The organism is Buchnera aphidicola (Floraphis choui) (assembly GCA_039830045.1).
GTDB classification, from domain to species: Bacteria; Pseudomonadota; Gammaproteobacteria; order Enterobacterales; family Enterobacteriaceae; genus Buchnera_B; species Buchnera_B aphidicola_AX.
On sequence record CP140044.1, the window covers coordinates 1 to 25,985 of the forward strand.

The 25,985-nt window shown below is 24.8% G+C and carries 23 protein-coding genes and 1 tRNA gene; 18 read left to right on the forward strand and 6 right to left on the reverse strand.

Features of this window, described 5'->3' with window-relative positions; genetic code table 11:
- From mnmG to atpC, 9 genes are all read left to right on the forward strand, one after another.
- Positions 1–1,875 (forward strand): tRNA uridine-5-carboxymethylaminomethyl(34) synthesis enzyme MnmG, encoded by a 1,875-nt coding sequence (gene mnmG / locus UAT33_00005; GenBank protein ID XBC43855.1) that lies wholly within the window; start codon positions 1–3, stop codon positions 1,873–1,875.
- Positions 1,876–2,127: 252 nt separating this feature from the next.
- Positions 2,128–2,946: a F0F1 ATP synthase subunit A gene (gene atpB / locus UAT33_00010; GenBank protein ID XBC43856.1), complete on the forward strand. Its 819-nt coding sequence runs from the start codon at positions 2,128–2,130 to the stop codon at positions 2,944–2,946.
- A 35-nt stretch (positions 2,947–2,981) separates the two neighbouring features.
- Positions 2,982–3,221, forward strand: coding sequence for a F0F1 ATP synthase subunit C (gene atpE / locus UAT33_00015; protein ID XBC43857.1), 240 nt, complete (start codon positions 2,982–2,984; stop codon positions 3,219–3,221).
- A gap of 108 nt (positions 3,222–3,329) precedes the next feature.
- Positions 3,330–3,800 (forward strand): F0F1 ATP synthase subunit B, encoded by a 471-nt coding sequence (locus UAT33_00020; GenBank protein ID XBC43858.1) that lies wholly within the window; start codon positions 3,330–3,332, stop codon positions 3,798–3,800.
- A 13-nt stretch (positions 3,801–3,813) separates the two neighbouring features.
- Complete coding sequence (gene atpH / locus UAT33_00025) at positions 3,814–4,347, forward strand: ATP synthase F1 subunit delta (GenBank protein XBC43859.1); 534 nt, start codon at positions 3,814–3,816, stop codon at positions 4,345–4,347.
- Between the two features lie 9 nt (positions 4,348–4,356).
- Positions 4,357–5,898: a F0F1 ATP synthase subunit alpha gene (gene atpA, locus UAT33_00030; protein XBC43860.1), complete on the forward strand. Its 1,542-nt coding sequence runs from the start codon at positions 4,357–4,359 to the stop codon at positions 5,896–5,898.
- Positions 5,899–5,934: 36 nt separating this feature from the next.
- Positions 5,935–6,804 carry an ATP synthase F1 subunit gamma gene (atpG, locus tag UAT33_00035; protein ID XBC43861.1) on the forward strand — a complete coding sequence of 290 codons (870 nt, stop codon included), beginning with the start codon at positions 5,935–5,937 and terminating at the stop codon, positions 6,802–6,804.
- 26 nt (positions 6,805–6,830) lie between these two features.
- Positions 6,831–8,228 (forward strand): F0F1 ATP synthase subunit beta, encoded by a 1,398-nt coding sequence (gene atpD, locus UAT33_00040; GenBank protein ID XBC43862.1) that lies wholly within the window; start codon positions 6,831–6,833, stop codon positions 8,226–8,228.
- Positions 8,229–8,246: 18 nt separating this feature from the next.
- On the forward strand, positions 8,247–8,630 hold the full coding sequence (atpC, locus tag UAT33_00045; protein ID XBC43863.1) for an ATP synthase F1 subunit epsilon: 384 nt from the start codon (positions 8,247–8,249) through the stop codon (positions 8,628–8,630).
- A 125-nt stretch (positions 8,631–8,755) separates the two neighbouring features.
- Here the strand turns inward: atpC and gyrB are convergent, their stop codons facing one another.
- A complete protein-coding gene (gene gyrB, locus UAT33_00050) occupies positions 8,756–11,170 on the reverse strand; it encodes a DNA topoisomerase (ATP-hydrolyzing) subunit B (GenBank protein XBC43864.1) in 2,415 nt (804 codons plus the stop codon).
- A 205-nt stretch (positions 11,171–11,375) separates the two neighbouring features.
- The gene (gene dnaN, locus UAT33_00055) at positions 11,376–12,479 is read right to left on the reverse strand and encodes a DNA polymerase III subunit beta (protein XBC43865.1); all 1,104 of its coding nucleotides are present in this window, start codon (positions 12,477–12,479) and stop codon (positions 11,376–11,378) included.
- A gap of 390 nt (positions 12,480–12,869) precedes the next feature.
- On the opposite strand from dnaN, the gene rpmH reads away from it, so the two are divergent.
- From rpmH to mnmE, 5 genes are all read left to right on the forward strand, one after another.
- Positions 12,870–13,016, forward strand: coding sequence for a 50S ribosomal protein L34 (gene rpmH, locus UAT33_00060; GenBank protein ID XBC43866.1), 147 nt, complete (start codon positions 12,870–12,872; stop codon positions 13,014–13,016).
- Between the two features lie 37 nt (positions 13,017–13,053).
- Complete coding sequence (gene rnpA / locus UAT33_00065) at positions 13,054–13,371, forward strand: ribonuclease P protein component (protein ID XBC43867.1); 318 nt, start codon at positions 13,054–13,056, stop codon at positions 13,369–13,371.
- Positions 13,350–13,607 (forward strand): membrane protein insertion efficiency factor YidD, encoded by a 258-nt coding sequence (yidD, locus tag UAT33_00070; protein XBC43868.1) that lies wholly within the window; start codon positions 13,350–13,352, stop codon positions 13,605–13,607. Before rnpA ends, yidD begins: the two co-directional genes overlap by 22 nt.
- A 1-nt stretch (position 13,608) precedes the next feature.
- Positions 13,609–15,198: a membrane protein insertase YidC gene (gene yidC / locus UAT33_00075; GenBank protein ID XBC43869.1), complete on the forward strand. Its 1,590-nt coding sequence runs from the start codon at positions 13,609–13,611 to the stop codon at positions 15,196–15,198.
- Between the two features lie 102 nt (positions 15,199–15,300).
- Positions 15,301–16,674 carry a tRNA uridine-5-carboxymethylaminomethyl(34) synthesis GTPase MnmE gene (gene mnmE / locus UAT33_00080; protein XBC43870.1) on the forward strand — a complete coding sequence of 458 codons (1,374 nt, stop codon included), beginning with the start codon at positions 15,301–15,303 and terminating at the stop codon, positions 16,672–16,674.
- Between the two features lie 556 nt (positions 16,675–17,230).
- Here mnmE and UAT33_00085 read toward each other — a convergent pair.
- Positions 17,231–17,303, reverse strand: a tRNA-Phe gene (locus UAT33_00085).
- A gap of 313 nt (positions 17,304–17,616) precedes the next feature.
- Here UAT33_00085 and UAT33_00090 point away from each other — a divergent pair.
- Positions 17,617–17,910, forward strand: a complete 294-nt coding sequence (locus tag UAT33_00090) for a co-chaperone GroES (GenBank protein XBC43871.1) — start codon at positions 17,617–17,619, stop codon at positions 17,908–17,910.
- A gap of 52 nt (positions 17,911–17,962) precedes the next feature.
- Positions 17,963–19,609, forward strand: a complete 1,647-nt coding sequence (gene groL / locus UAT33_00095; GenBank protein XBC43872.1) for a chaperonin GroEL — start codon at positions 17,963–17,965, stop codon at positions 19,607–19,609.
- A gap of 484 nt (positions 19,610–20,093) precedes the next feature.
- Here groL and dnaC read toward each other — a convergent pair whose 3' ends face one another.
- Both dnaC and rsmD read right to left on the reverse strand, forming a co-directional pair.
- Positions 20,094–20,828, reverse strand: coding sequence for a DNA replication protein DnaC (gene dnaC, locus UAT33_00100; GenBank protein XBC44124.1), 735 nt, complete (start codon positions 20,826–20,828; stop codon positions 20,094–20,096).
- Between the two features lie 290 nt (positions 20,829–21,118).
- Positions 21,119–21,691 carry a 16S rRNA (guanine(966)-N(2))-methyltransferase RsmD gene (gene rsmD, locus UAT33_00105; GenBank protein XBC43873.1) on the reverse strand — a complete coding sequence of 191 codons (573 nt, stop codon included), beginning with the start codon at positions 21,689–21,691 and terminating at the stop codon, positions 21,119–21,121.
- Positions 21,692–21,863: 172 nt separating this feature from the next.
- On the opposite strand from rsmD, the gene ftsY reads away from it, so the two are divergent.
- Positions 21,864–23,015 carry a signal recognition particle-docking protein FtsY gene (gene ftsY, locus UAT33_00110; protein ID XBC43874.1) on the forward strand — a complete coding sequence of 384 codons (1,152 nt, stop codon included), beginning with the start codon at positions 21,864–21,866 and terminating at the stop codon, positions 23,013–23,015.
- Between the two features lie 166 nt (positions 23,016–23,181).
- Positions 23,182–24,027 (forward strand): RNA polymerase sigma factor RpoH, encoded by an 846-nt coding sequence (rpoH, locus tag UAT33_00115; GenBank protein XBC43875.1) that lies wholly within the window; start codon positions 23,182–23,184, stop codon positions 24,025–24,027.
- A 67-nt stretch (positions 24,028–24,094) separates the two neighbouring features.
- Here the strand turns inward: rpoH and glmS are convergent, their stop codons facing one another.
- Complete coding sequence (gene glmS, locus UAT33_00120; GenBank protein XBC43876.1) at positions 24,095–25,930, reverse strand: glutamine--fructose-6-phosphate transaminase (isomerizing); 1,836 nt, start codon at positions 25,928–25,930, stop codon at positions 24,095–24,097.
- Between the last annotated feature and the right edge of the window lie 55 nt (positions 25,931–25,985).

Consider the following 25,985-nt stretch of genomic DNA (forward strand, 5'->3'; position numbering starts at 1 on the left):
ATGCTATCCAAAAAAAACTTTAACGTTATAGTAGTCGGCGGAGGTCACGCAGGAACTGAAGCAGCACTAGCTGCTTCTAGAATGGGAAGTCTAACTTTATTAATTACTCAAAAAATAAATACTATTGGAACTCTATCCTGTAATCCTGCTATCGGAGGTATTGGAAAAAGTCAATTAGTAAAAGAAATTGATGCTTTAGGTGGAATTATGGCAAAAGTTACTGATCAATCAGGTATTCAATTTAGAATTTTAAATTCTAAAAAAGGCCCTGCTGTTCGTTCTACTAGAGCACAAGCTGATAGAAAAATTTATAGCAAAAATATTAAAAAATTTCTTCAGTCTCAAAAGAAACTGTTAATATTAGAAGGAGAAGTAAAAGATCTTATTATTGACCAATATAAAATAAAAGGAATTTTAATGCATGATGAAACACAATTTTTTTCTCAATCAGTTGTTTTAACTCTCGGAACATTTTTAGGAGGAAAAATTTACATCGGTTTAAATAGTTTTAGTGGAGGAAGAATAGGAGACAATGCTTCTATTAACTTGGCAAATCGATTACGAGAGTTGCCTATAAATGTATCAAGACTAAAAACAGGAACACCTCCTAGATTAGATTGTAGAACCATCAATTTTAAAATTTTAAAACCACAATATAGCGATAATCCTTTACCAAAATTTTCGTTTATGAAAGATATGTTACAACATCCTAAACAAGTTCCTTGTCACATTACATATACAAATGAAATTACCCATTCAATTATAAAAGAAAATCTTCAAAATAGTTCAATATATTCAGGAATTTTACAAGGAATAGGTCCACGTTACTGCCCTTCTATTGAAGATAAAATTGTTCGATTTTCCGATAAATCAAAACATCAAATTTTTTTAGAACCAGGAAGTTTATCTGATATTGAAATATATCCTAACGGTATTTCAACAAGTTTACCTGAAAATATTCAAAAAAAAATTATAAAATCAATAAAAGGATTAGAAAATTCTAAAATTATTCGTCCTGGATATGCTATTGAATACGATTATTTTGATCCTAGACATTTAAAATTAACTTTAGAAAGTAAATTTATTTCAGGCTTATTTCTAGCTGGTCAAATTAACGGTACTACAGGTTATGAAGAAGCTGCTTCACAAGGGTTATTAGCTGGATTAAATGCATCTTTATATGCATCAAATAAAGAACCATGGTTTCCTAAACGCAATGAAGCTTATTTAGGAGTGCTAATAGATGATTTATGTACTAAAGGAACAAAAGAACCCTATCGTATGTTCACTGCTAGAGCTGAATATCGATTAACACTTAGAGAAGATAATGCAGATTTACGTTTAACAGAAATAGGGAGAAAATTAGGATTAATAAGTGAAAAAAGATGGAAACGCTATAACCAAAAATTAGAAAATATTGAAAATGAATCAAAACGTTTAGATGACTTAGTAATCAATCCTGTTTCAAAAAATACTCATCAATTAAATAAATTTCTAAAAATAAAATTAAATGTACAATTAAGTGCAAAAGAACTATTAAAACGTCCAGAAATAACTTATAAATATTTAATGTCTTTAGAACAATTTGGTCCAGGAATAAAAGATATAGAAGCTTCTCAACAAATAGAAATCCAAGCAAAATATCAAGGATATATAGATCGACAAAAAAAAGAAATTATACAATTCATAAATAAAGAAAATATCAAATTAATTGCAATAAAAGATTATTGTGAAATAAAAGGATTATCAAATGAAGTAACTTCAAAATTAAATTATTATCGACCTCATTCCATTGGACAAGCTTCTAGAATTTCTGGGATTACACCAGCTGCTATTTCAATTTTATTAATTTATTTAAAAAAACAAAATGTATAATAATTTTAAAAATCTTCTTTAAAATTTTTATTACTAGTAATAAATTAATTAAGTTTAATAAATTTATATCTTCAATTTAATAGTATTTATATATCTAATTTCTATTAACTTAATATCGATGTTTCAGTTATAATTAATATATATCTCTAAATGCAAATTACTAAGAATTAGGCATTTTATCACTTTAGATATTAATTCAATTGTATTATAAAATATTTAATGTCTATATAATTTATAAAGGTAATCTTCAAAATGGTTGTAGAAAAAGAACTTAATTTATCACAATATATTAATCATCATTTACACCATTTACAATTAAATTTATGTACTTTAAAAATATCTAACGTTAACGAACATTTTACTAATTTTTGGACTATTAACATTGATTCAATGTTTTTTTCTACCATTTTAGGGCTAATGTTTTTATTTTTTTTCTTCAAAGTCGCACAAAAATGTACTAGTGGCATTCCCAATAAATCACAAGCTACAATCGAAATAATTGTCAATTTTGTAAATAAAAGTGTAAACGACGTTTGTAATAATACTAATCCATTACTTGCTCCATTATCATTAACTATTTTCTCTTGGATTTTTTTAATGAACTTGATGGATCTTTTACCTATTGATTATATACCTTTCATTTTCAAATTTTTATTCGGGTTTTCCACCATGAGAACCGTTCCAACTGCTGATATTAATATTACTATTTCAATGGCATTAACTATTTTTGTTTTAATGATATATTATAGTATTAAAATTAAAGGTATAAAAAATTTTTTAAAAAGCTTTTTTATTCAACCGTTCCAACATCCAACCTTTTTCATTTTTAATGTCCTATTGGAAATTATAGGATTATTGTCCAAACCTATTTCTTTAGGACTACGTTTATTTGGCAATATGTATGCTGGAGAAATGATTTTTATTTTAATTTCAGGTTTATTACCATGGTGGATGCAATGGTTTTTAAGCCTTCCTTGGGCTATTTTCCACATTTTAATTATTTTACTACAATCTTTTATATTTATGACATTAACAATAGTATATGTATCTATGGCTACCCAAGATCACTAAAATAATACTCAAAATATTCATAAAGGAAAATTAATATGCAAAATATAAACCCAGATATGTTGTATATATCAGTAGCTATCATGATAGGACTAGCAGCAATAGGTGCTGCCATTGGAATTGGTATACTCGGTAGTAAATTTTTAGAGGGAGCTGCGAGACAACCAGATTTAATACCTTTATTGCGTACTCAATTTTTTGTAATTATGGGGTTAGTCGATGCTATTCCTATGATCGCTGTAGGATTAGGTTTATATATGTTATTTGCAATTACATAGTTTTTAGAACATTCATATTAACTAATCTATTTTAAAATTTATATATAGATCTTTACGTTATTTACTGAAGTGACGTAAAGATATAACTCTTTTTAAAGGTAAAATACTATGAATCTCAATGCAACTATTATAGGTCAGGCTATCTCGTTTTTTTTATTTACTTTTTTTTGTATGAAATATATTTGGCCTCCTATTATGTTTGCTATAAAAAATAGACAAAAAGAAATATCAGATTCTTTATTATATATTAAAAACAGTAAAAAAAAATTAGATTCCTACCGAAATAAAATAGATGATGAAATAAATATTATAAGAAATAAAACTAAAACAATGATTGATCAAGCAAAAAAAAAGAAAATTATAATTTTAAATGAAGCACACGTTCAAGCACAAAAGGAAAGGGAAAAAATTCTAGAAAAAACCCAATTTGATGTAAAAATTGCATATCAACAATTACGACATAAATTAATTAAAGAAATTAGTCAAATAGCTATTAATATTTCTGAAAAAATAATAGAACACAAAATCAATAATGAAAAAACACAAAATATTATTGATAGCTTAATTAAAAAACTATAAGGAAATGTAATTTATGATAAAATTTAGAAGTATAGCTCATCCATATGCTCAAGCAATTTATGATTTTTCTATATCTCGCCATTCGTTTGATTCTTGGAAAAATATGTTAGAATATATGGTAAAAATTTCTAATCACGAAGAAGTTAGAAAAATAATCTCAAGTATGTCTTTTTTTCAACAATTAGCTAACTTTTTTATTTCTATTTGTAAAGATGAAATAGATGAATATGGAAAAAATTTTATTAAAATTTTAGTACAAAATAAACGTTTAATTTTATTAGAAAGCATATATTTGGAATTTATAGAAATATGTAATACTAATAATAATATTAAAAACGTTACAATTATTTCTGCTCATAATTTACACTCAAAACAACTAAACTATATCAATATAATATTAAAAAAACGTTTATCTAAAAAAATAAACATAAAATGTAAAATTGACAAAAATTTAATTGATGGATTTATTATTAAATTTGACGATACAGTTATTGATTTATCTATTCAATTTCAACTAAAAAATTTATTATATTTTTTACAAAATTAAGAAGAAAATATGCAATTAAATTCTAATGAAATAAGTGAATTAATAAAAAAAAGAATTATTCAATATAATATTACTAGTAATACTTATAATGAAGGAACAATTACTTCAGTTAGTGATGGAATTATACGTATTTATGGTTTATCAAACGTCATGCAAGGAGAAATGATTTTATTACCCAATGATCGATACGCTATAGCATTGAATTTAGAAAAAGATTCCGTGGGTGGAGTAGTGATGGGTGAATATAGACATATCTCTGAAGGATCTAAAGTTCAATGTACTGGACGTGTATTTGAAGTCCCAGTAGGTCTTAACTTTTTAGGACGTGTAGTAAATGCTTTAGGAGTGCCTATTGATGGTAAAGGATCAATTAAAGAAACAAAATTTTTACCTATAGAATCTTCTGCTCCAGATGTTATTAGTAGAGAAAAAATAAATCAACCATTACAAACAGGTTATAAATCAATTGATTCAATGATTCCTATAGGACGCGGTCAACGCGAACTAATTATTGGAGATCGTCAAACTGGAAAAACAGCTTTAGCTATCGATACAATAATTAATCAAAAATCATTTAATGTAAAGTGTATTTATGTTGCTATTGGACAAAAATTTTCAACAATTTCTTATGTTGTTAAAAAATTAGAAGAAAATAATGCGCTAAAATATACAATTGTCGTTGTTGCATCTGCTTCTGAAGTTGCTTCTTTACAATATTTAGTACCATATTCTGGATGTGCTATGGGAGAATATTTTAGAGACTGTGGAGAAGATGCTTTAATTGTTTATGATGATTTATCTAAACACGCAGTAGCATATAGACAAATTTCTTTATTATTAAGACGCCCTCCGGGAAGAGAAGCATTTCCTGGTGATATATTTTATCTTCATTCTCGATTATTAGAAAGATCATGCAAAGTGAATGCTGATTATCTCAATGAAATTATGAAAAAAAAAATTGATAATAGAACAGGTTCACTAACAGCATTACCTATTATTGAAACTCAAGGTGGAGATGTATCTTCTTTTATACCTACTAATGTCATTTCTATTACTGATGGACAAATATTTTTGGAATCAAATTTATTTAATTCTGGAATTCGTCCAGCTATTAATCCTGGAATTTCAGTATCTCGAGTAGGTAGTTCTGCTCAAAATAAAATTATTCAATACGTTTCTTCTGGAATTCGTACAACATTAGCTCAATATCAAGAATTAGCTGCTTTTTCACAATTTTCATCTGATTTAGATGAAAATACTCGAAATCAACTGATTCACGGAAAAAAATTAATTGAAATTTTGAAACAAAAACAATATCAACCTATGTCAATTGCAGAACAAGCATTAATTCTCTTTTCAGTTAATCAAGGTTTTATAAATGATATTACTATAGAAAAAATAATAAATTTTGAAGAATCATTAATTTCTTTTGCTAATGAACAATTTTCTAAATTTATGAAAGAAATTAACATTCACGGAAATTTTAATAAAGAAATTAAAAATCAATTAATTACTATAATCAATACTTTTAAATCAACTCAATATTGGTAATTTACAAAAAATTTTATAAGTTTAAGAGAAAAGTTTATGTCTAAAATTAAAAATATTCAAGACAAAATTAATTGCATAAAAAATACACAAAAAATTACTAAAGCAATGGAGATGGTTTCCATTTCAAAAATGAAAAAGGCAGAAGTTAAAATGAATTCTGGACGTCCATATTTAGAAGTTATTAAAAAAATTATAAATAATATTACATGCAATAATACTAAATACCAGCATTCATATTTAGAAAAGAGATCAGAGAAAGCTATTGGAATTATTATTATTTCAACAGATCAAGGATTATGTGGACATTTAAATACAATATTATTTAAAAAAATTATAAAATTTATTAAAAATTATAAAACAAAAAATATTATAAATAATTTATATATTATTGGATCAAAAGGATTTTCATTTTTCCAACCTTATTCTAAAAATATAGTATATCATAAAAAAGATACAAAGAATAACTATGAATTTTTTAATTATTTAAAATTTATTAATATATTATTAAATGATTATAATACAAAAAAAATTGATACATTGTTTCTTTTTTATAATCAATTTAAGAATACTTTTATTCAAACTCCACTAACTGTAAAATTATTGCCATTATCATATAAAAAAATATACCAAAATCATAATCATTGGGATTATATTTATGAAGCTAGTTCACAACTTTTATTAAATGAATTATTGAATAAATATATAGGATTTCAAATATATCAAGCTATTTTAGAAAATTATACATGTGAGCAAACTGCTCGGATGATGGCAATGAAGCAAGCTACAGATAATAGTAGAGATTTAATTAAAGATTTACAAATTATTTATAATAAAGCACGTCAAGATAATATTACACAAGAATTAACTGAAATTATTTCAGGCGCTGCTGCAGTCTCATTAAATTAATTAGATAATCAGGGGTATATCTTCATATGGCCATTGGAAATATCGTCCAAATTATTGGTGCAGTTATTGACGTTGAATTTCCTTATAATGCAATACCAAAAATATATAATGCACTATCTGTTCAGAATAAAAATAAAACTTTAATTTTAGAAGTACAACAACAATTAGGATCAGGAATAGTTAGAACGATTGCAATGGGATCATCCGATGGATTAAAAAGACATTTACCAGTATTAGACTTACAACATGGCATAAAAGTTCCTGTAGGAGCATCTACATTAGGTCGTATTATAAATGTATTAGGTGAACCTATAGATATGAAAGGTCCTTTAAGAAGCATAGACGAAAACGACATAGAACATTGGGAAATTCATCGAATAGCTCCTGGATATGAAGAACAATCAAATTCTTATACAATTTTAGAAACAGGAATTAAAGTAATTGATTTAATTTGTCCTTTTTCAAAGGGAGGAAAAGTTGGTTTATTTGGAGGAGCTGGAGTTGGTAAAACAGTAAATATGATGGAGTTAATTAGAAATATTGCTATAAAACATAAAGGTTATTCAGTTTTTACTGGTGTAGGAGAAAGAATAAGAGAAGGAAATGATTTCTATCGTGAAATGAAAGATTCCAATGTATTAGAAAAAGTTTCTTTAGTTTATGGTCAAATGAATGAACCTCCTGGAAATAGGTTACGTGTAGCTTTTACTGGATTAACTATAGCAGAAAAATTCAGAGATGAAGGAAAAGATGTTTTATTGTTTATTGATAATATATATCGTTATACTTTAGCTGGAACAGAAGTATCAGCACTATTAGGACGTATTCCATCTGCGGTAGGATACCAACCTACATTATCTGAAGAAATGGGATTACTTCAAGAAAGAATAACTTCGACGAAATTAGGATCCATTACTTCTATACAAGCTGTATATGTTCCTGCTGATGATCTAACGGATCCTTCTCCAGCCACTACTTTTGCGCATTTAGATTCAACTATAACACTTAGTCGCCAAATAGCATCATTAGGAATATACCCCTCTATTGATCCTCTCAATTCTACTAGTCGGCAATTAGACCCCCAAGTTGTAGGTCAAGAACATTATGATGTTGCTGTTAATGTTCAATCAGTTTTGCAAAAATACCAAGAACTAAAAGATATTATTACTATATTAGGTATGGATGAATTATCTGAAACTGATAAGTTATTAGTATCACGAGCTAGAAAAATTCAAAAATTTTTATCTCAGCCTTTTTTTGTTGCAGAAATTTTTACAGGTTTTCCAGGAAAATATGTAACTTTAAAAGATACAATTTGTGGATTTAAAGATATTCTTAGTGGTAAATTAGATGATTACCCAGAACAAGCATTTTATATGATAGGTTCCATTGACGAAGTTGTAAAAAAATCGAAAAAATTATAAAATTGGATTGTATGAATTATGATTTGTCACTTAAATATAGTTAGTCCTAAAAATTTTATTTATTTTAAATCAATTAAAAAAATTCGAGTATCAGGAAGTAAAGGAGAACTAGGAATTTATCCAGGTCATTTACAATTATTATCATTTATTAAATCAGGAATTTTATATTGTTTAGATAAGAATAACAAAAAAAATTATATTTATTTATCAGAAGGAATTATAGAAATACAACCTATGACAATCAATATTTTAACTGACATTTTTTTAAAAATTGAAAATTTAAATGAACAATTCATTACACAAATTATAAATGATATAACAGAAGAAATAAAAAAAAGTTTTATAACAGAAAAAGAAAAATTACTAAAAAAATTGTCTTATGAATTAAAAAAATATATTTAAATTAAATAAAATTTTAAAATAAATTTATTTAATAATGTATATATTTATATAGTTTCGCGGCAGAGAATACAAATAATATAATTGTTCCTGTCGCATACGTTATATTATAAAAATAAAATTTAAATTTAAATATCAATATTTTTTGCTTTCAATGCGTGAAATTCTATAAATGATTTTCTAGGCTCAACAGCATCCCCCATAAGAGTATTAAATAATTTATCAGTAACATTTGCATCATGAATAATAACATTAAGCATTCTTCTCGTATCAGGATTCATTGTTGTTTTCCATAATTGTTCTGGATTCATTTCTCCTAATCCTTTATATCTTTGAATGAATACATTTTTTAAGGAATCATTAATTAATAATTTTAAGGTTTTTCCAAAATTTTTAATAGAATAAAATTTATTATTTCGTTCTATAAATGTATTATTACTTATTAAGTTTTGTAATTTTTTTCCTAAATAACAAATTTTTTGATATTCATAACTATTTAAAAATTCTTTGGTAAAAATATAATTTTTGTTTTCTCTATTTTTAGAATGAATAATAAACAATTCAAAATTTTTTGTAGCTGAATTATAAATAACATCAAAAGAATAGTTAGAATCATTATTGACTTTATAATTCAAATTCTCTACAAAAGTTTTACCCCAGACTTTCAAATAATTTTCATCATTTAATTGATCTAATTTAGGATGATAAAGTAATTCATCAAGAATAATTAATGAAAAATTATACTTTGTTTGATAAAAAATGTCTTGAATATTTCTATATTGTAATATTATTTTTTTTAGTTCTTTAGGAGAATTAGTGATAACATTAATATTATTATTATTTTTTAACATTATACCTTCTAATGCTAATTTGATTTTGTATTTTTCCATGGCCTTATTATCTTTAATATATTTTTCTTTTTTTCCTTTTGTAATTTTATATAATGGAGGTTGAGCAATATATAAATGTCCACGTTTAATAATTTCAGGCATATATCTATAAAAAAATGTTAGTAATAAAGTTCTAATATGGGATCCATCAATATCAGCATCTGTCATAATAATAATTCGATGATATCGCAATTTTTCTGGATTATATTCGTTTTCTCCTATTCCACAACCTAATGCTGTTATAAGTGCAGTCACTTCTTGAGAAGACAACATTTTTTCAAATTTTGCTTTTTCTACATTAAGAATTTTCCCTTTAAGAGGGAGTATTGCTTGATTTTTTCGATTTCTTGCTTGTTTTGCAGATCCCCCTGCAGAATCTCCCTCTACTAAATAAATTTCTGAAAATATAGGATCTTTTTCTTGGCAATCAGATAGTTTTCCAGGCAACATTGACAAATCTGAAAATCCTTTTTTTCTAGTAATTTCTCTTGCACGTTTTGCTGCATGCCTTATTCGAGAAGACTCTAGAATTTTTGCAATAATATTTTTAGCATCATAAGGATTCTCTAAAAGAAAATTTATTAAATATTCATTAACTAACGATTCTATTGCTGATTTTGCTTCTGATGAAACTAATTTGTTTTTAGTTTGAGAGGAAAATTTTGGATCACTAATTTTAATTGATATAATAGCTATTAATCCTTCTCTTGAATCTTCTCCTATAACATTTATTTTGTTTTTCTTTATATATTTTTCTTTATCTATATAGTTATTTATTGTTCTAGTTAATGCAGATCGAAATCCTGCTAAATGTGTACCTCCATCTTGTTGAGGAATATTATTAGTAAAACAATGTATATTTTCTTTAAATCCTTCATTCCATTGCATAGCAATTTCTACTCCAATATTATCTCTTTTAGAAGAAAAATGAAATATTTTAGAATGAATTGATTTATTTTTCCCACTTAAAAATTTAATAAATTCTTGCAATCCTCCTTGATGATGATAATTTTCACTAACATTCTTAGTAGTATCATATAAATATATTGATACTTGAGGATTTAAAAAAGAAAGTTCTTGCAATCTTTTAGATAAAATGTCAAAATTAAATTTAATAATGTTAGTAAAAATATTTAAATTTGGCCAAAATCGTACTTTTGTACCTTGTAATTTTGTTTTTCCTATGATAGATAATGGATTTTCAGGATTTCCATTATGATATATTTGTTGATATATATTTTTATTTCGATAAATATTTAATTCTAATTTTTTTGATAACGCATTAACTACTGATATACCAACTCCATGTAACCCTCCGGAAATTTCATATGAATCGTTATCAAATTTTCCTCCAGCGTGTAGGACAGTCATAATTACTTCTGCTGCAGAAACACCTTCTTCATTATGAATGTCTGTAGGAATTCCTCTTCCATCATCTTGAATAGAAACAGAATTATCAGTATGTATAGTAACTATGATTTTTTTACAAAATCCAGCCAGTGCTTCATCTATAGAATTATCTACTACTTCAAAAACCATATGATGTAATCCTGTTCCATCATTCGTGTTTCCTATATACATTCCTGGACGTTTTCGAACAGCATCTAAACCCTTTAAAATTTTAATATTTAATGAACTATAAGAATTTGACATCATCGTTCCTAATAACTTTTAAATCATATATATTTTAAAATAACATATATTAAATTCAATTATTTTATTACAAAAATATTTGTTATAGATAATATATATTTACGTAAACTTCATATTTATTAACAATAATTATCTGATTTTCGAATTATATTTTATATAATATTACAGAGAATAAGGCAATAATTTAAATATAAAACATTTAGTTTTACATTTTTAGTGGCATTAGTATATATATTAATTTATAATTTTGATGATTGTATTGAATTTGTATACTAGAATGAGAATCATTTAACGACAAACATACCTCGTTATTTTCTAAAACGTTTAAAATATCTAACATATAATATGCATTAATAGATACTTCGATATTAGTATTAATATAAATTACTTCTAATAATTCACAAGCTTTTTCATCATGTTGATTACTAGTTGTCATTTTTAATTGATTTTTATTATTTTTTATCAATACTCCTCGAAATGCTTCATTAGATAAAATTACTATTCGTGATAATGCTTCTTTGAAAAGAAATGTATTAATAATAATTTTTCTATTAGAATTTTTTAATATAATAGATGAATATTGTGGAAAATCTTCCTCGATTATTTTACTAGTAAAAACAGTATTATTTATATGTACTTGAAAATGATTATTATTCATTTTTATAAAAATTAATGTTAATGAATCATTTAGCAATCGTAATAATTCAATTACTCCTTTTCTTGGTATTATTATGGAATAATATTTACATGAATGTTTTAGTGGTGTTTTACATATTGCTATGCGATAACCATCAGTAGCTACTATATATAAATGTTGATTTCTTATTTCTAACAGTAACCCATTAAAACAATTACGCAAATCCTGGACAGCCATGGAAAATTGAGTAGAAAAAATTATTACTTTAAATATATTTTGTAAAATAGAAAAACTGATTTGATGTGTCATTGTTTGAAATCTAGGAAAGTTAAATGCAGGTAACGTTGCTAATGAATAAAAACTATTTTCCGAAAAGATTTTCAATTTATTTTGTTTCAACAATATAGTTATATCAGAATTATTAGGTAATTTTCGACATATAGCTAATATTTTTTTTCCTGATACTGTTATATTTCCTGGTATACAAGAAAAAATTTTAGATGTTTTTGTTTGAATTTCTAATTCCAAATTAGTAGAAGTTAGAAATAGAACATTATCTTTAACTTCTATCAAAATGTTTTCAAGTATAGGATATAAAGTATTTTTTGTAATTAAACTATTTACTTTTTGCAAAGAATATAATAGCTTTTTTTTTGTTATTTTAAATTTCATTGATTTATAAAAATAATGTTGTAGTAGGTTTAATAAATGTAATTTTGTAGTACGGCTTCGCTGAAATTACATTACTTTTAAATATATTTAATTTTAAATATTAAATTGGTAATTAAATACATTTTATCTTAATTTAGAAATATGTTTAGAATGAATATTAGAATAATAAATAGCATTAAATGTTATTTTAGAATCTTTTAAAAATATTATATTTAAGATAACTTGTTAAAATTTTTTTAAAATAACGAATATATGATCTTTTATTAAATTTATTTTTAAATATATTTCAAAAAAATGTATATACGTTAAATGTTTTTTATATTAAAGTGATATTTATAAATATAACTAAATAAAAAAATTTCAATATCAATTAAATGAGAATTTTATAAAATGAAACGTACTTTTCAACCTTCTATATTAAAAAGAAATAGGTTACATGGTTTTAGAAATCGAATGAGTACAAAAAATGGCCGTCATATTTTATCACGTAGACGAGCTAAACTTAGAACATACCTAACAATATCTTCTATTAAATGATTATGATAACAATGACAAAATTTTTTTTAAAAAAAAAATGAAGTTATTAACTTCTACAGATTTTGAAAATGTTTTTAACAATTCTAATAAAGTAAAATATAGAGGATTAATAATTTTAAAATGTGTAAATACATTAGCATTTCCGAGATTAGGAATTAGTATATCACAAAAATACGTTCAAAATTCATATAAAAGAAATCGAATTAAACGAATTATTAGAGAAAAATTTAGATTAATTCAATATAAATTAATAAATGCAGATTTTATAGTTATTATAAATTCACGTTTTATAAATATAAATTATACATTACTAAAAAAGAATTTGGATAACTTATGGGCTGTTTATTATCAATGATTTCTCAATTTTTTATTATAATAATCCTATTTTATCAACGTTTTATTAGTATTCTATTCATTCCAAGCTGTCGTTTTCAGCCTACTTGTTCGCATTACGCTTTACTTGTATTGCGTCATTATTGTTTAGTAAAGGGATGTTATTTAATAATAAGGAGAATATTAAAATGTCATCCTTTTCATCCTGGTGGTTGTGATAATATACCTAAAAAAATTCAAAATAGAAGAGAATATTAATATGGATTTACAGCGTAGTATTTTAATGTTTGGATTTTTTTTTATTTTATTTTTGATTTGGGAAATTTGGAAATTTAGTTTTTATCCTCAAAGTAATCAATTTTCTCAATATCATAGTAATAGTTTAATAAATAATTATGATACAAATAATATTATAGTTAAAACTAACGTTTTAAATGTGAAAATTAATTTAAATGGTGGAGATATAGAACAAGTACAACTATTAAAATTTAAAAATAAACTAAATTCTTCTGAACCATTAGTATTATTAGATACTAAAAACGATTTTTTATATCAGACAAGAAGTGGATTATTAAGAACAAATAACATCAATGATTTTAATTCTCAAGAAAAGTTAATTTATACAGTCCAAAAAACATATTTTAAGTTTAAAGAAAACCAACAGGAACTAAAAGTTCCTTTAACTTGGATATCGAATAATAGAATAAAATATATTAAAACGTTTATTTTTAAACCCAATACATACGATATTAAAGTCGAACATCAAATATTTAATGAAACTAATAAAAATTTAGAAATTTCTGTATTTGGTGGATTAAGACAAACTGTTTTAATTCCTTATAAAACTAATACTAGCAATAATTTTTCTTTACAAACTTTTCGAGGTGCAGCATATTCTACGGATGAAAGCAAGTATGAAAAATATCAATTTGATTCTATTCTTCAGCAAAAAAATTTAAATATTACTACTCATAGTGGATGGATAGCAATGTTGCAGCAATATTTTGTAACAGCGTGGATCCCTAATAGTACTAAATTATATACATTATATACTACTAAAATTAATAATAATACAGTTGAGGTTGGGTTCTATTCAAATGAAATGCATGTGAAACCATATAGTAAAGTTACATATAACTCAACATTATGGATAGGGCCAGAAATTCAAGAAGAAATGGCTAAATTAGCACCTAATCTTGATTTAACTGTTGATTATGGATGGTTATGGTTTTTATCTCAACCATTATTTAAATTATTGAAGTATTTACACAATATTGTTGGTAATTGGGGTTTATCAATTATTTTGATTACCTTTATTATAAGAGGATTGATGTATCCTTTAACTAAGTCTCAATATAACACAATGGTTAAAATAAAAAAATTGCAACCAAAAATTAATGCAATAAAAGAAAATTATGAGAATAACAAACAAAAGATGAGTGAAGAAATATTAAATTTGTATAAACATGAAAAAGTAAATCCTTTAGGTGGATGTTTTCCTTTATTAATACAAATGCCTATTTTCCTAGCACTATATTATATGTTAGTTAACGCAGTGGAACTGCGGCATGCGCCATTTATTTGGTGGATAAAAGATTTATCAGATCAAGATCCATACTATATATTGCCTATTTTAATGGGTATTACGATGTTTCTTATCCAACAGATTACGCCTAATGATATAACAGATCCTATTCAGAAAAAAATTATGAATGTCGTTCCAATAATATTTACATTATTTTTTTTATGGTTCCCTTCTGGATTAGTGTTATATTATATTGTTAGTAATTTAGTAACAATCATGCAACAAAAAAGTTTTTTTAATTATTCTAAAAATATTGAAAGTTAATATGAAATAATTAGAATAATAAATAAAAACTAAAAATTAATAAATTTACATATAAAAATTGTATTGGTTATGTAAAAACTTTATAAGGAATATTTATAAAATATGACCTATAAGAATGATACGATTGTTTCAAGAGTAACGCCTGAAGTGCGATGTAATATTGGAATAATTAGAATTTCTGGACCTTTAGCTTTTCAGGTTTCTATACAAGTATTAGGAAAAATTCCTTTATCCAGATATGCTAGTTATTTACCTTTCTTAGATTCTTCAGGAAAAATTTTAGATTATGGTATTGCGTTATGGTTTCCTAAACCACATTCTTTTACTGGTGAAGATAGTTTAGAGTTACAAGGTCACGGTAATCCAATAATAATAGATTTATTAATTGCTAGTATACTAACTATTTCTAATGTTCGGTTAGCTAAACCAGGAGAATTCTCCGAACGGGCTTTTTTAAATGGGAAGATAGATTTAGTACAAGCAGAATCTATAGTTGACTTAATCAATGCTACTTCTGAGCAGTCTGCACGTGCTGCTTTACGATCTTTACAAGGTTTATTTTCTTTTCATGTTAATAATTTAATTAAAAAATTCATTAAATTTAGAGTAATGATAGAAACATTAATTAATTTTTCTGAAGACGAAATAGAGTTAGATTATAAATATAATATTAAAAACGAAATTAATAAATTAATAAATTTGTTAAATAATATCTATAATATATCCACTCAAGGAGCTGTTTTACGTGAAGGAGTAAAAATAGTTATATGTGGTCATCCTAATTCAGGAAAATCAAGTCTATTAAATTCTTTATCTTGTACTAATCGAGCAATAGTTACTGACATTCCAGGTACTACTCGTGATGTTATTTATGAATGTATAAATATTCGTGGAGTATTGTTTCATCTAGTAGATACGGCAGGTTTACGTTTAACTAAAGATTTAGTAGAACGTATAGGTATAGAGTTTGCTTGGAAAGAAATTAATTTAGCTGATCATATATTATTTATTATTGATGGTTCTTCTAGTAAAAATGATCAAACAAAAAATTATACTGAATTCTTGAGCATGCTATCAAAGAATATAAATATTACCGTTGTTTTTAATAAATTGGACCTTAAAAATTTTAAGGTTTATATTAATGATTTTAAAAAACATAATTATATTTTAGTTTCAGCAAAAACTGGACGAGGAATTGAAAAATTACGAAAACATTTATATGATATTTATAAAACTAATAAAATTTTTGATGATAATGAGAGTATTTTTTTAGCTAGACGTCGTCATATTGATATTTTATTAAAAATTTTAAATTGTATAAAAGAAAGCAAAAAAAATTGGAAAAAATATCATAATATTGAATTATTAGCAGAAGATATACGTATTTGTCAAGACTTGTTAAATAGTATCACAGGATCATTTACTTCGGATCAACTATTATCTGATATTTTTTCTAATTTTTGTATTGGAAAATAAATTTTTTGATATATTCTTAGTAAATTTTATACGTGAAACGATGACATATTTTAAAAAATGTAATCGGTTAATATTTAAAAATTATTCGAAATAATATAAGAACTAGTTTATTGTAGATTACAATTTTTATCGTCTAATTTTAAAAATAAAATTTATTAAAAATTTTTAAAATATTTATTTTATTAATTTATAAATTATAATTTAGCTAATTTCAGTTTTTGTATTATAAGTATAATTAAAGTTATATTAATTTTAAAAAAAGACGTTTATATAAGAGTATTTATAATATATTTTAACTCATTGTGTAAATTTCATAGAAAATTTATAGTATTTAAAGAAACGTTATAAATTTTTGGAACAATTATTTTTCTATTTTATTTTTTATTAAATATTCGAAACATCTTTATATGAAAATTTAAGTAAGTATAGAAAGGCTCTTCAAAATACAAATAAAAAATAATAGTAATAATATTTAAGTTTTTACCTTTAGACATAAACCTTATTTTAAATTTAGTATAAATATCTTATAAATATATTTTATTTGCCTTTATTTATTTGCCTGGAGGCGGAATTGAACCACCGACACGAGGATTTTCAGTCCTCTGCTCTACCAACTGAGCTATCCAGGCAAATGAAATACTTTTATTTAAACATCAATAATTTAATAGTGTCAATAACTATTTATATAAGTTTAATACTTATATGAAATATATATAAATTTATGATATCATAAATAAAATATTCAATACATCTTAAATTTAAAATTTACGAATATTTTATTAACTTTATCAATAAATTTTTAATTTAAATTAGCTTAGAATAATAAAAATTTTTATTATTGATACTTGAAAGTTTGAATTAAGATCCCTATATTCTATAGTAGGAAATGTTGAAAATTAGGTGTGATTTTAAATTTTATTTGTTAAAAGGAGAAAATATTGAATGAAAATTCGTCCACTACACGATCGTGTTATTGTTAAGCGTCAGGAAACAGAATCTAAATCGGCAGGTGGCATCGTACTTACAGGATCAGCTGCAGCGAAGTCTACTCGCGGTACAGTTATGTCTGTAGGAAAAGGTCGAATTTTAGATAATGGAAATATAAAACCCCTAGATGTAAAAGTGGGTGATGTAGTTATCTTTAATGAAGGTTATGGTGCAAAAATAGAAAAGATTGATAATGAAGAATTATTAATTTTAACTGAAAGTGATATATTAGCAATTGTTGAAGATTAATTTTTAATGTTTGCCAAACAAAACCATATTTTAAGTTTAAGGAAAAAATGCAATGGCCGCTAAAGACGTAAAATTTGGAAATGAAGCTCGTGTTAAAATGCTTCGAGGTGTTAATGTATTAGCCGATGCAGTAAAAGTAACTTTGGGTCCGAAAGGTAGAAATGTTGTTCTAGATAAGTCTTTTGGAGCACCTAGTATTACAAAAGATGGTGTATCTGTCGCTCGTGAAATAGAACTAGAAGACAAATTTGAAAACATGGGCGCTCAAATGGTGAAAGAAGTAGCTTCTAAAGCCAATGATGCAGCTGGTGATGGTACTACTACAGCAACGTTATTAGCGCAAGCAATTGTAAATGAAGGTTTGAAAGCTGTAGCTGCTGGTATGAACCCGATGGATCTAAAAAGAGGTATTGATAAGGCAGTTATCGCAGCAGTAGAAGAATTAAGATGTTTATCAGTTCCATGTTCAGATTCTAAGGCTATTACTCAAGTTGGTACTATTTCCGCTAATGCTGATGAAAAAGTAGGTATGTTAATTGCAGATGCAATGGAAAAAGTAGGAAAAGATGGAGTTATTACTGTCGAAGAAGGTACTGGTTTACAAGATGAATTAGAAGTAGTAAAAGGTATGCAATTTGATCGAGGTTATTTATCTCCGTACTTTATAAATAAGGCAGAAACAGGCATTGTAGAACTAGATAATCCTTATATTCTAATGGCAGATAAAAAGATATCTAATGTTCGAGAATTACTTCCATTGTTAGAAGCAGTAGCAAAATCAGGTAAACCTTTATTAATTATTTCAGAAGATTTAGAAGGTGAAGCATTAGCTACTTTAGTTGTGAATTCTATAAGAGGAATTGTAAAAGTAGCAGCAGTAAAAGCTCCTGGATTTGGTGATCGTCGTAAAGCGATGTTACAAGATATTTCTATATTAACATCTGGATCTGTAATATCCGAAGAATTAGCTATGGAATTAGAAAAAGCTACTTTAGAAGATTTAGGTCAAGCAAAACGTGTAGTAATTAGTAAAGATACAACTACTATTATAGGTGGAATAGGCGAAAAATTTAATATTCAGAATAGAATTAGCCAAATTCGTCAACAAATTCAAGAAGCAACTTCTGATTACGATAAAGAAAAACTAAACGAACGTTTAGCAAAACTATCTGGTGGAGTAGCTGTATTAAAAGTAGGTGCTGCTACAGAAGTAGAAATGAAAGAGAAAAAAGCACGTGTAGAAGATGCCTTACATGCAACTCGTGCTGCTGTAGAAGAAGGTGTCGTTCCAGGTGGTGGAGTAGCTTTAGTAAGAGTAGCTGCTAAAATTTCTAATTTGTTAGGTCAAAATGAAGATCAAAATGTAGGAATACGAGTAGCTCTTCGAGCTATGGAAGCTCCATTACGTCAAATTGTATCTAATTCTGGTGAAGAACCTTCTGTTGTAACTAATAATGTTAAAGATGGCAAAGGCAATTACGGGTACAATGCTGCTACAGATGAATATGGAGATATGATACATTTTGGTATTTTAGATCCTACAAAAGTAACTCGTTCAGCATTACAGTATGCTTCTTCCGTTGCTGGGTTAATGATAACAACAGAATGCATGGTTACAGATTTACCAAAAGAAGATAAACCTGATTTAGGTGGTGCTCCGTCTACTCCTGGAATGGGTGGAATGGGTGGAATGATGTAATTTTTTAAAAATTTTAGTGTATTACTCTAAAATTTCTCTTCTTTAAATTTATAATTTAAGAAGAGAAATTTTAGATTTTTAAAATTCATATTTATAGTGCAATTTTAAAATTGCATTTAAATAGAAGTTTGAATAAAAACATATAAATCATAAATGTAACATATTTAATAATCATATTAAAGTTACATGAAATAATATTGTTTTAATTAGTTAGTGGTTAAATAAAAGTATTTTTATTTTATTAAATAAAATTGAAGATTTAACTTTAAAAGTTTAAAATATAGTTAATAAAAAATTATTAAAAAGATTTTTTAGTAATTTTGTATTTTTAATATTAAAAAAAATATAGTTTCTGTTATGAAGTTATATTGAGTGTTTGATAATATCATGAAATTACAAGATTAAATAATGGATATTATAAAAATTTATATTTAAATATAATAAACTATAGAAATTAATTTTTAAAATTTAAAAATATTGGTGTTTACCACCTTTGTATGTGTCTTCTATAACTATCCCATTCAAAAGTTAACCATAAACTATTTCCTAATCGCATGCGATCAATAACACGTTCGCCTAAAAGTATTTTTAATCCTCTATAATCTAAATTCGATAGCATTCCAGTTGAACGTTTGGAAGACGATCTTCTATCTACAATTTGATTAATAATAATTTTTTCATATCTTGATTCTATTTGCATTCCTATTTCATCAATCATTAGTAAATCTACATTGCTTAAATTATTTAGCAAATCTTCTTCAGTTGTATTATTATTATTATTAAAAGTACTTTTTATATTAGACATTAAATCTGCAACTGTTATAATTAATACACTTTTTCCATTTAAAATTAAATGATTCCCTATTGCAGAAGCGAGATGATTTTTACCTGTTCCTGGTTTTCCAGAAAAAATAAAACTTGCTATATTTTTATTAAATTCTTCAGCATATTTTTTTGCTGCTTTAGCTACTTTTTTATGTCCTTCATGTTCTATATGATAATTTTCAAAAGAACAGTTCACATATAATTCTCGAATTCCTGATCTACCCAAAACACGTTGTATTTTCGTTTCTTTATTTTTTTTTAAAATAGCTTCAGATGATAATCTTCCTTGTTCTTGATTCCATGCTAAAAGATCTTCGTCATTATTAAATTTAGGTTTAATATGTCTAGGTATTAAATATTGTAAACGTTTTAAAAAACTTTTATTTTTAACCATCATTTTAAATTTTACTTTAGATAATAAATATAATTAGTTTTATGAAATATGTTTAGCTAAATAATATAATTTAATATTAGTTATAATTGTTTATGGGTATGTTTTAAAAATATTTTTTGTTAAAATATATAAGACATTATTAAATAGTATTTGGAATTCATATTACTAATACAATTATATACAAATATAATATTTTTGAAATAATTCAAATATAATATTTACATTTGAATTTTAAAACAATTTTATTAAAATAAATCATTTTATATGTTTCGTATTAATGGGGTTTATGGTTAAATATTTTTTTGACATATATAAAGTTGATAATGAACTTTTAATGTTATTTTTTCTTTATATAATTTCCAGTAATGTGGTATAATTAATTGATTTGGTGTTTTTTCTTTTTCTATATATATTAATGAATGCATTTTTATATATTTATATTTTTCTAAGTAAATAATTGCTTTTTGTAATAATGTAGTATTAAATGGAGGATCTAAAAATATAATATCATAAGGCGTTCTAATTTTTTTTAGCCATTTGATTGTATTAACGCGTATAGTTTTAACATTTGATATTTTTAGTCTTATAAAAGTTTTCTGTAATTCGTATATTATGTTTTTATGATATTCTATAAAAGTTACAAATAAAGCATTTCGAGAGATAGCTTCTATTCCTAACGCTCCACTTCCAGAAAAACAATCTAGACAATTAGCATTAATAACATTTTTGTTTATCCAGCCAAATAACATTTCACGCATACGATTAGTGGTAGGACGTATATTATAATTTTTTTTTATTGGAATTTTGCATCCTTTAAATTTTCCACTAATGATTTTAATTTCATTTTTTTTTATTTTTTTCATTTTGATGTTTTATATTTTATAAATATATAACTATATATTACAGTTATATAAAAAAATCAAATTTTAATTTTGGTTTTTATGTCTCTATATAAATTAACATAAATAGTTTTGTGAATAATATTTATTTTATATATAATTAATTATATATATTTAAATTAGGAACAACAATTTAATGATAAAAAACGATTCAAGTAAATTTAAAAAATTTTTTTCCTGGTTTAACATAAAGAAGAAAGATAAGACTAATCGTTGTCCTTTAGAAAATAATAAAATTATTAATAAAAATTCGTCATTTCATATTTCTCAACATAAGCATGAAAACATTACATTAAATGAAAGAACTGATAATATTAAAGATTCTGAATATATTAATATAAATAGTAAAAATAAAATAACATCTTCTTTAGATTTTAAAAAAAAAGGAATTTTTTTAACGTTAGTAAATAAGTTGTCAAAAACTAAGAAACGGTTTGGATTAAGAATACGAAGTTTATTTTTAAATTCAAAAATAGATGATACTTTTTTTGAAAATATTTCTGAACAACTTCTAATATCTGATGTGGGTTTGAAAACTACAGATATGTTGATTAAAAATTTAAAAAAAGAAGTATATTTAAAAAGTTTGACAGATAATGATAAAATTTTGTATGTACTTAAAGAAAATATGATAAATATTTTAAAAAAAGTAGAACAACCATTAAGTATAATACCAAAAAAACCATTTTCAATATTAATAGTTGGTGTCAATGGTGTAGGAAAAACTTCGGTTATAGGAAAACTTACTCATATCTTTAAAAATCAAGGAAAATCAGTAATGTTAGCTGCTGGAGATACATTTAGAGCTGCTGCTATTGATCAGTTGAAAATATTGGGGGAAAAAACTTCGGTTCCAGTAATTTCTCAGAAGTGTGGAGTAGATCCTGCTTCAGTGATTTATGATGCTTTTCAAGCAGCAAAATCAAAAAATGTTGATGTTTTAATAGCTGATACTGCTGGTAGACTGCATAATAAAGTAAATTTAATGCGAGAGCTAAAAAAAATTAAAAGAGTTATGAAGAAATTAGATTCTTCAGCACCTAATGAAGTTATGTTAGTTTTAGATTCTTGTATAGGTCAAAATTCAATAAATCAAGTTAATGTTTTTAATGAAGAATTAGGTATAACTGGTTTAATAATAACAAAACTAGATGGTACTTCAAAAGGAGGAGTTATTTTTCCTATAGCCGATCAATTATCTATTCCAATTAGATACATAAGTTTTGGAGAAAAAATATCGGATATGCATTATTTCAATAGTGAAAATTTCGTAAGAGCTATTTTTTAAAATAATATTTATATAAATCTATATTTAACAATTAAACATCTTAAGATCTTATAAATAAATAATATTATAAAACATAAATTTAATTTATATAATTTTTAACTTATTATATAAATATATTATATAATAAGTTATATTTTTTAGAATTTGGATTATAAATAATTACAATATGAATATATCGTCAATAGTTTCATTAGGTAATTTAGAGGCATATATTAGAGTAGTTAATTCTTGGCCGATGTTGTCTTCTAAAGAAGAACAATTACTTTCTCGAAGGTTATATTATCGCAGTGATTTAAAAGCAGCTAAAACGTTAATTTTATCTCATTTAAGATTTGTAATTCATATTTCTAGAAGTTATTCAGGTTATGGATTATTGCAGTCTGATTTGATACAAGAAGGTAATATTGGATTAATGAAAGCTGTTCGTCGTTTTAATCCTGAAATAGGCGTACGATTAGTATCTTTTGCTGTTCATTGGATTAAATCTGAAATTCATGAGTATGTATTAAAGAATTGGAGAATCGTAAAAGTAGCTACTACTAAATCACAAAGAAAATTATTTTTTAATCTTCGTAAAACGAAAAAAAAATTAGGATGGTTTAATGATAATGAATTAGAACTTGTTGCACGTGAATTAGGAGTAAAAAGTGAAGATGTTAGAGAAATGGAATCTCGTATGTCAGCACAAGATATAGCTTTACATCCTATTGAAAGAGAAGATTTAGTAGAAGGAAAATTTCTAAATGTTACACCTTATTTAAAAGATAATTTATCAAATTTTGCTAATGATGTAGAAGAAAATAATTGGGAAACATATGCTTCTAACAAATTAAATAGTGCTCTTTCAAGATTGGATGAAAGGAGTCGTTATATTATTAATGCAAGATGGTTAGATGACAACAATAAAATTACTTTAAAAGAAATTGCTAATAATTATGGAATATCTGCAGAAAGAGTACGACAGTTAGAAAAAAATGCTATGAAAAAACTTCGAATTGCTATAGAAGCATGAGTATATATTTTTATTATATTAATTTTATATCTACTTAAACTATTAATATATTTTTACTATTTTGGTTTTATTCTACTGTAACTGATTTCGCTAAATTTCTAGGTTGATCTATATTTTTCCCTTTTATTAAAGCTGTGTAGTATGCTAAAAGTTGTAATGGGATTGAATAAAAAATAGGTGAAATTAAATTTTCTATATAAGGCAATCTTATAACGTTATGATTATTTTTAAATTGAGTAAATGGATCAGATAAAATATAAATTAAACCTTCTCTGGCATAAATTTCTTCTATATTTAGTTTTATTTTTTCTAATAAGTAATTATTAGGAGCAATTACAATAATTGGTATTTTTGAATCTATTAAAGCTAAAGGACCATGTTTCAGTTCTCCTATTGGATATCCTTCTGCATGGATATATGAAATTTCTTTTATTTTTAGAGCTCCTTCCATTGCAATTGGATATTGTTCTCCTTTTCCTAAAAGTATGATGTTTTTTTTATTAAATATTTTTTTGGCTAAAGAATAAATAATATTATTATATTTTAAAACTTCTTCAATTTTATTAGGAAGTATGCGCAATATATTAACTATTTTTTTTTCTAACTTTAAATTATTATTTTTCAAATGAATAAATTTAGCTACTAACATAAGTAATACAGTTAATTGTGTAGTAAATGCTTTAGTTGACGCTACACCTATTTCTATCCCTGCATAAGTCAGTAGTGAGATGTCAGATTCATATACTAAAGACGAATTTTTCGAATTACATATTGTTAATGATCCTAAATATCCAAATTTTTTTGAAATTTTTAAAGCGGTTAAATTATCAGCAGTTTCTCCGGATTGCGAAAGTATTAATAGTAAACTATTTTTTCTAACTACGAATTTTCTATAACAAAACTCAGAAGCAATTTCTACATCACATGATATCATTGCTAATGATTCAAACCAATATTTTGAGACTAATCCTGCATGATAAGACGTTCCACATCCTATTATATGAATATGTTCTGTTTTAAATAATATTTTGTTAGCTTTAGTATTTAATTCAGAAAAGTGTATTGTTTTGTTTGATGTTAATCGATTCAAAAGGGTATTTCGAATTGAATCAGGTTGTTCAAATATTTCTTTTTCCATGTAATGTTGAAATAATCCTTTACTTATGCTATTTTCATTAGTATGAGAATATATTTCTTTTCTTTTTCTTAATATTCCATTTTTGTCAAAAATATTAATATTACGATTTGTTAATATAGTAATATCACCTTCTTGTAAGTATATAAAACGTTGTGTAACATTTAATAAAGCTAATTGATCAGATGCAATATAATTTTCTTGTTTCCCTATCCCTATTAATAATGGACTACCTGATCGTACTGCTAATAATATATTAGGATTATTAGAATCCATAACAACTATACTGTAATTTCCTCTTAATGTTGTAGTAACATATTGAATAGTTTTAAGAAGGTTATTTTTTTGATTATTTTTAATTTGGGTAAAATGAATTAAATGAGCGATTGCTTCTGTATCAGTATCAGAAGAAAATTGGTATCCTTGTTTTTTCAAGTATTTTTTTATTTCTTTATAATTTTCAATTACTCCATTGTGTACAATGGAAATATTATTGGATATGTGAGGATGTGCGTTTTTTATTGATGCTTTTCCATGTGTAGCCCATCTAGTGTGTGCTATACCAATATTTCCAGATAAATGTTTTTTTTCAATAATTTTTATTAAATTTTTCACTTTTCCTTCTTTTCGAAAACGTAGAATTTCATTTTTGTCATTTATAATAGCTAATCCTGAAGAATCATATCCTCTATATTCTAATTGTATTATCCCTTTTTTCAAAATCTCTATTACATTTTTTTGCGCAATTGCAGCGATAATTCCACACATTTTATATCCTATAATAGCAAGTTTATATTTTAATTTAATAGATATTTCATATGTT

Bases quoted from the DNA above. Each gene is read 5' to 3' on its own strand.
- atpD (XBC43862.1), top strand. From the start codon at position 6,831: ATGGCCATTGGAAATATCGTCCAAATTATTGGTGCAGTTATTGACGTT.
- rpoH (XBC43875.1), top strand. From the start codon at position 23,182: ATGAATATATCGTCAATAGTTTCATTAGGTAATTTAGAGGCATATATT.
- atpC (XBC43863.1), top strand. From the start codon at position 8,247: ATGATTTGTCACTTAAATATAGTTAGTCCTAAAAATTTTATTTATTTT.
- dnaC (XBC44124.1), bottom strand. From the start codon at position 20,828: ATGGTTAAAAATAAAAGTTTTTTAAAACGTTTACAATATTTAATACCT.
- UAT33_00020 (XBC43858.1), top strand. From the start codon at position 3,330: ATGAATCTCAATGCAACTATTATAGGTCAGGCTATCTCGTTTTTTTTA.
- rsmD (XBC43873.1), bottom strand. From the start codon at position 21,691: ATGAAAAAAATAAAAAAAAATGAAATTAAAATCATTAGTGGAAAATTT.
- groL (XBC43872.1), top strand. From the start codon at position 17,963: ATGGCCGCTAAAGACGTAAAATTTGGAAATGAAGCTCGTGTTAAAATG.
- rnpA (XBC43867.1), top strand. From the start codon at position 13,054: ATGAAGTTATTAACTTCTACAGATTTTGAAAATGTTTTTAACAATTCT.
- rpmH (XBC43866.1), top strand. From the start codon at position 12,870: ATGAAACGTACTTTTCAACCTTCTATATTAAAAAGAAATAGGTTACAT.
- UAT33_00090 (XBC43871.1), top strand. From the start codon at position 17,617: ATGAAAATTCGTCCACTACACGATCGTGTTATTGTTAAGCGTCAGGAA.
- dnaN (XBC43865.1), bottom strand. From the start codon at position 12,479: ATGAAATTTAAAATAACAAAAAAAAAGCTATTATATTCTTTGCAAAAA.
- yidC (XBC43869.1), top strand. From the start codon at position 13,609: ATGGATTTACAGCGTAGTATTTTAATGTTTGGATTTTTTTTTATTTTA.
- glmS (XBC43876.1), bottom strand. From the start codon at position 25,930: ATGTGTGGAATTATCGCTGCAATTGCGCAAAAAAATGTAATAGAGATT.
- yidD (XBC43868.1), top strand. From the start codon at position 13,350: ATGGGCTGTTTATTATCAATGATTTCTCAATTTTTTATTATAATAATC.
- mnmG (XBC43855.1), top strand. From the start codon at position 1: ATGCTATCCAAAAAAAACTTTAACGTTATAGTAGTCGGCGGAGGTCAC.
- atpH (XBC43859.1), top strand. From the start codon at position 3,814: ATGATAAAATTTAGAAGTATAGCTCATCCATATGCTCAAGCAATTTAT.
- ftsY (XBC43874.1), top strand. From the start codon at position 21,864: ATGATAAAAAACGATTCAAGTAAATTTAAAAAATTTTTTTCCTGGTTT.
- gyrB (XBC43864.1), bottom strand. From the start codon at position 11,170: ATGTCAAATTCTTATAGTTCATTAAATATTAAAATTTTAAAGGGTTTA.
- mnmE (XBC43870.1), top strand. From the start codon at position 15,301: ATGACCTATAAGAATGATACGATTGTTTCAAGAGTAACGCCTGAAGTG.
- atpE (XBC43857.1), top strand. From the start codon at position 2,982: ATGCAAAATATAAACCCAGATATGTTGTATATATCAGTAGCTATCATG.
- atpB (XBC43856.1), top strand. From the start codon at position 2,128: ATGGTTGTAGAAAAAGAACTTAATTTATCACAATATATTAATCATCAT.
- atpA (XBC43860.1), top strand. From the start codon at position 4,357: ATGCAATTAAATTCTAATGAAATAAGTGAATTAATAAAAAAAAGAATT.
- atpG (XBC43861.1), top strand. From the start codon at position 5,935: ATGTCTAAAATTAAAAATATTCAAGACAAAATTAATTGCATAAAAAAT.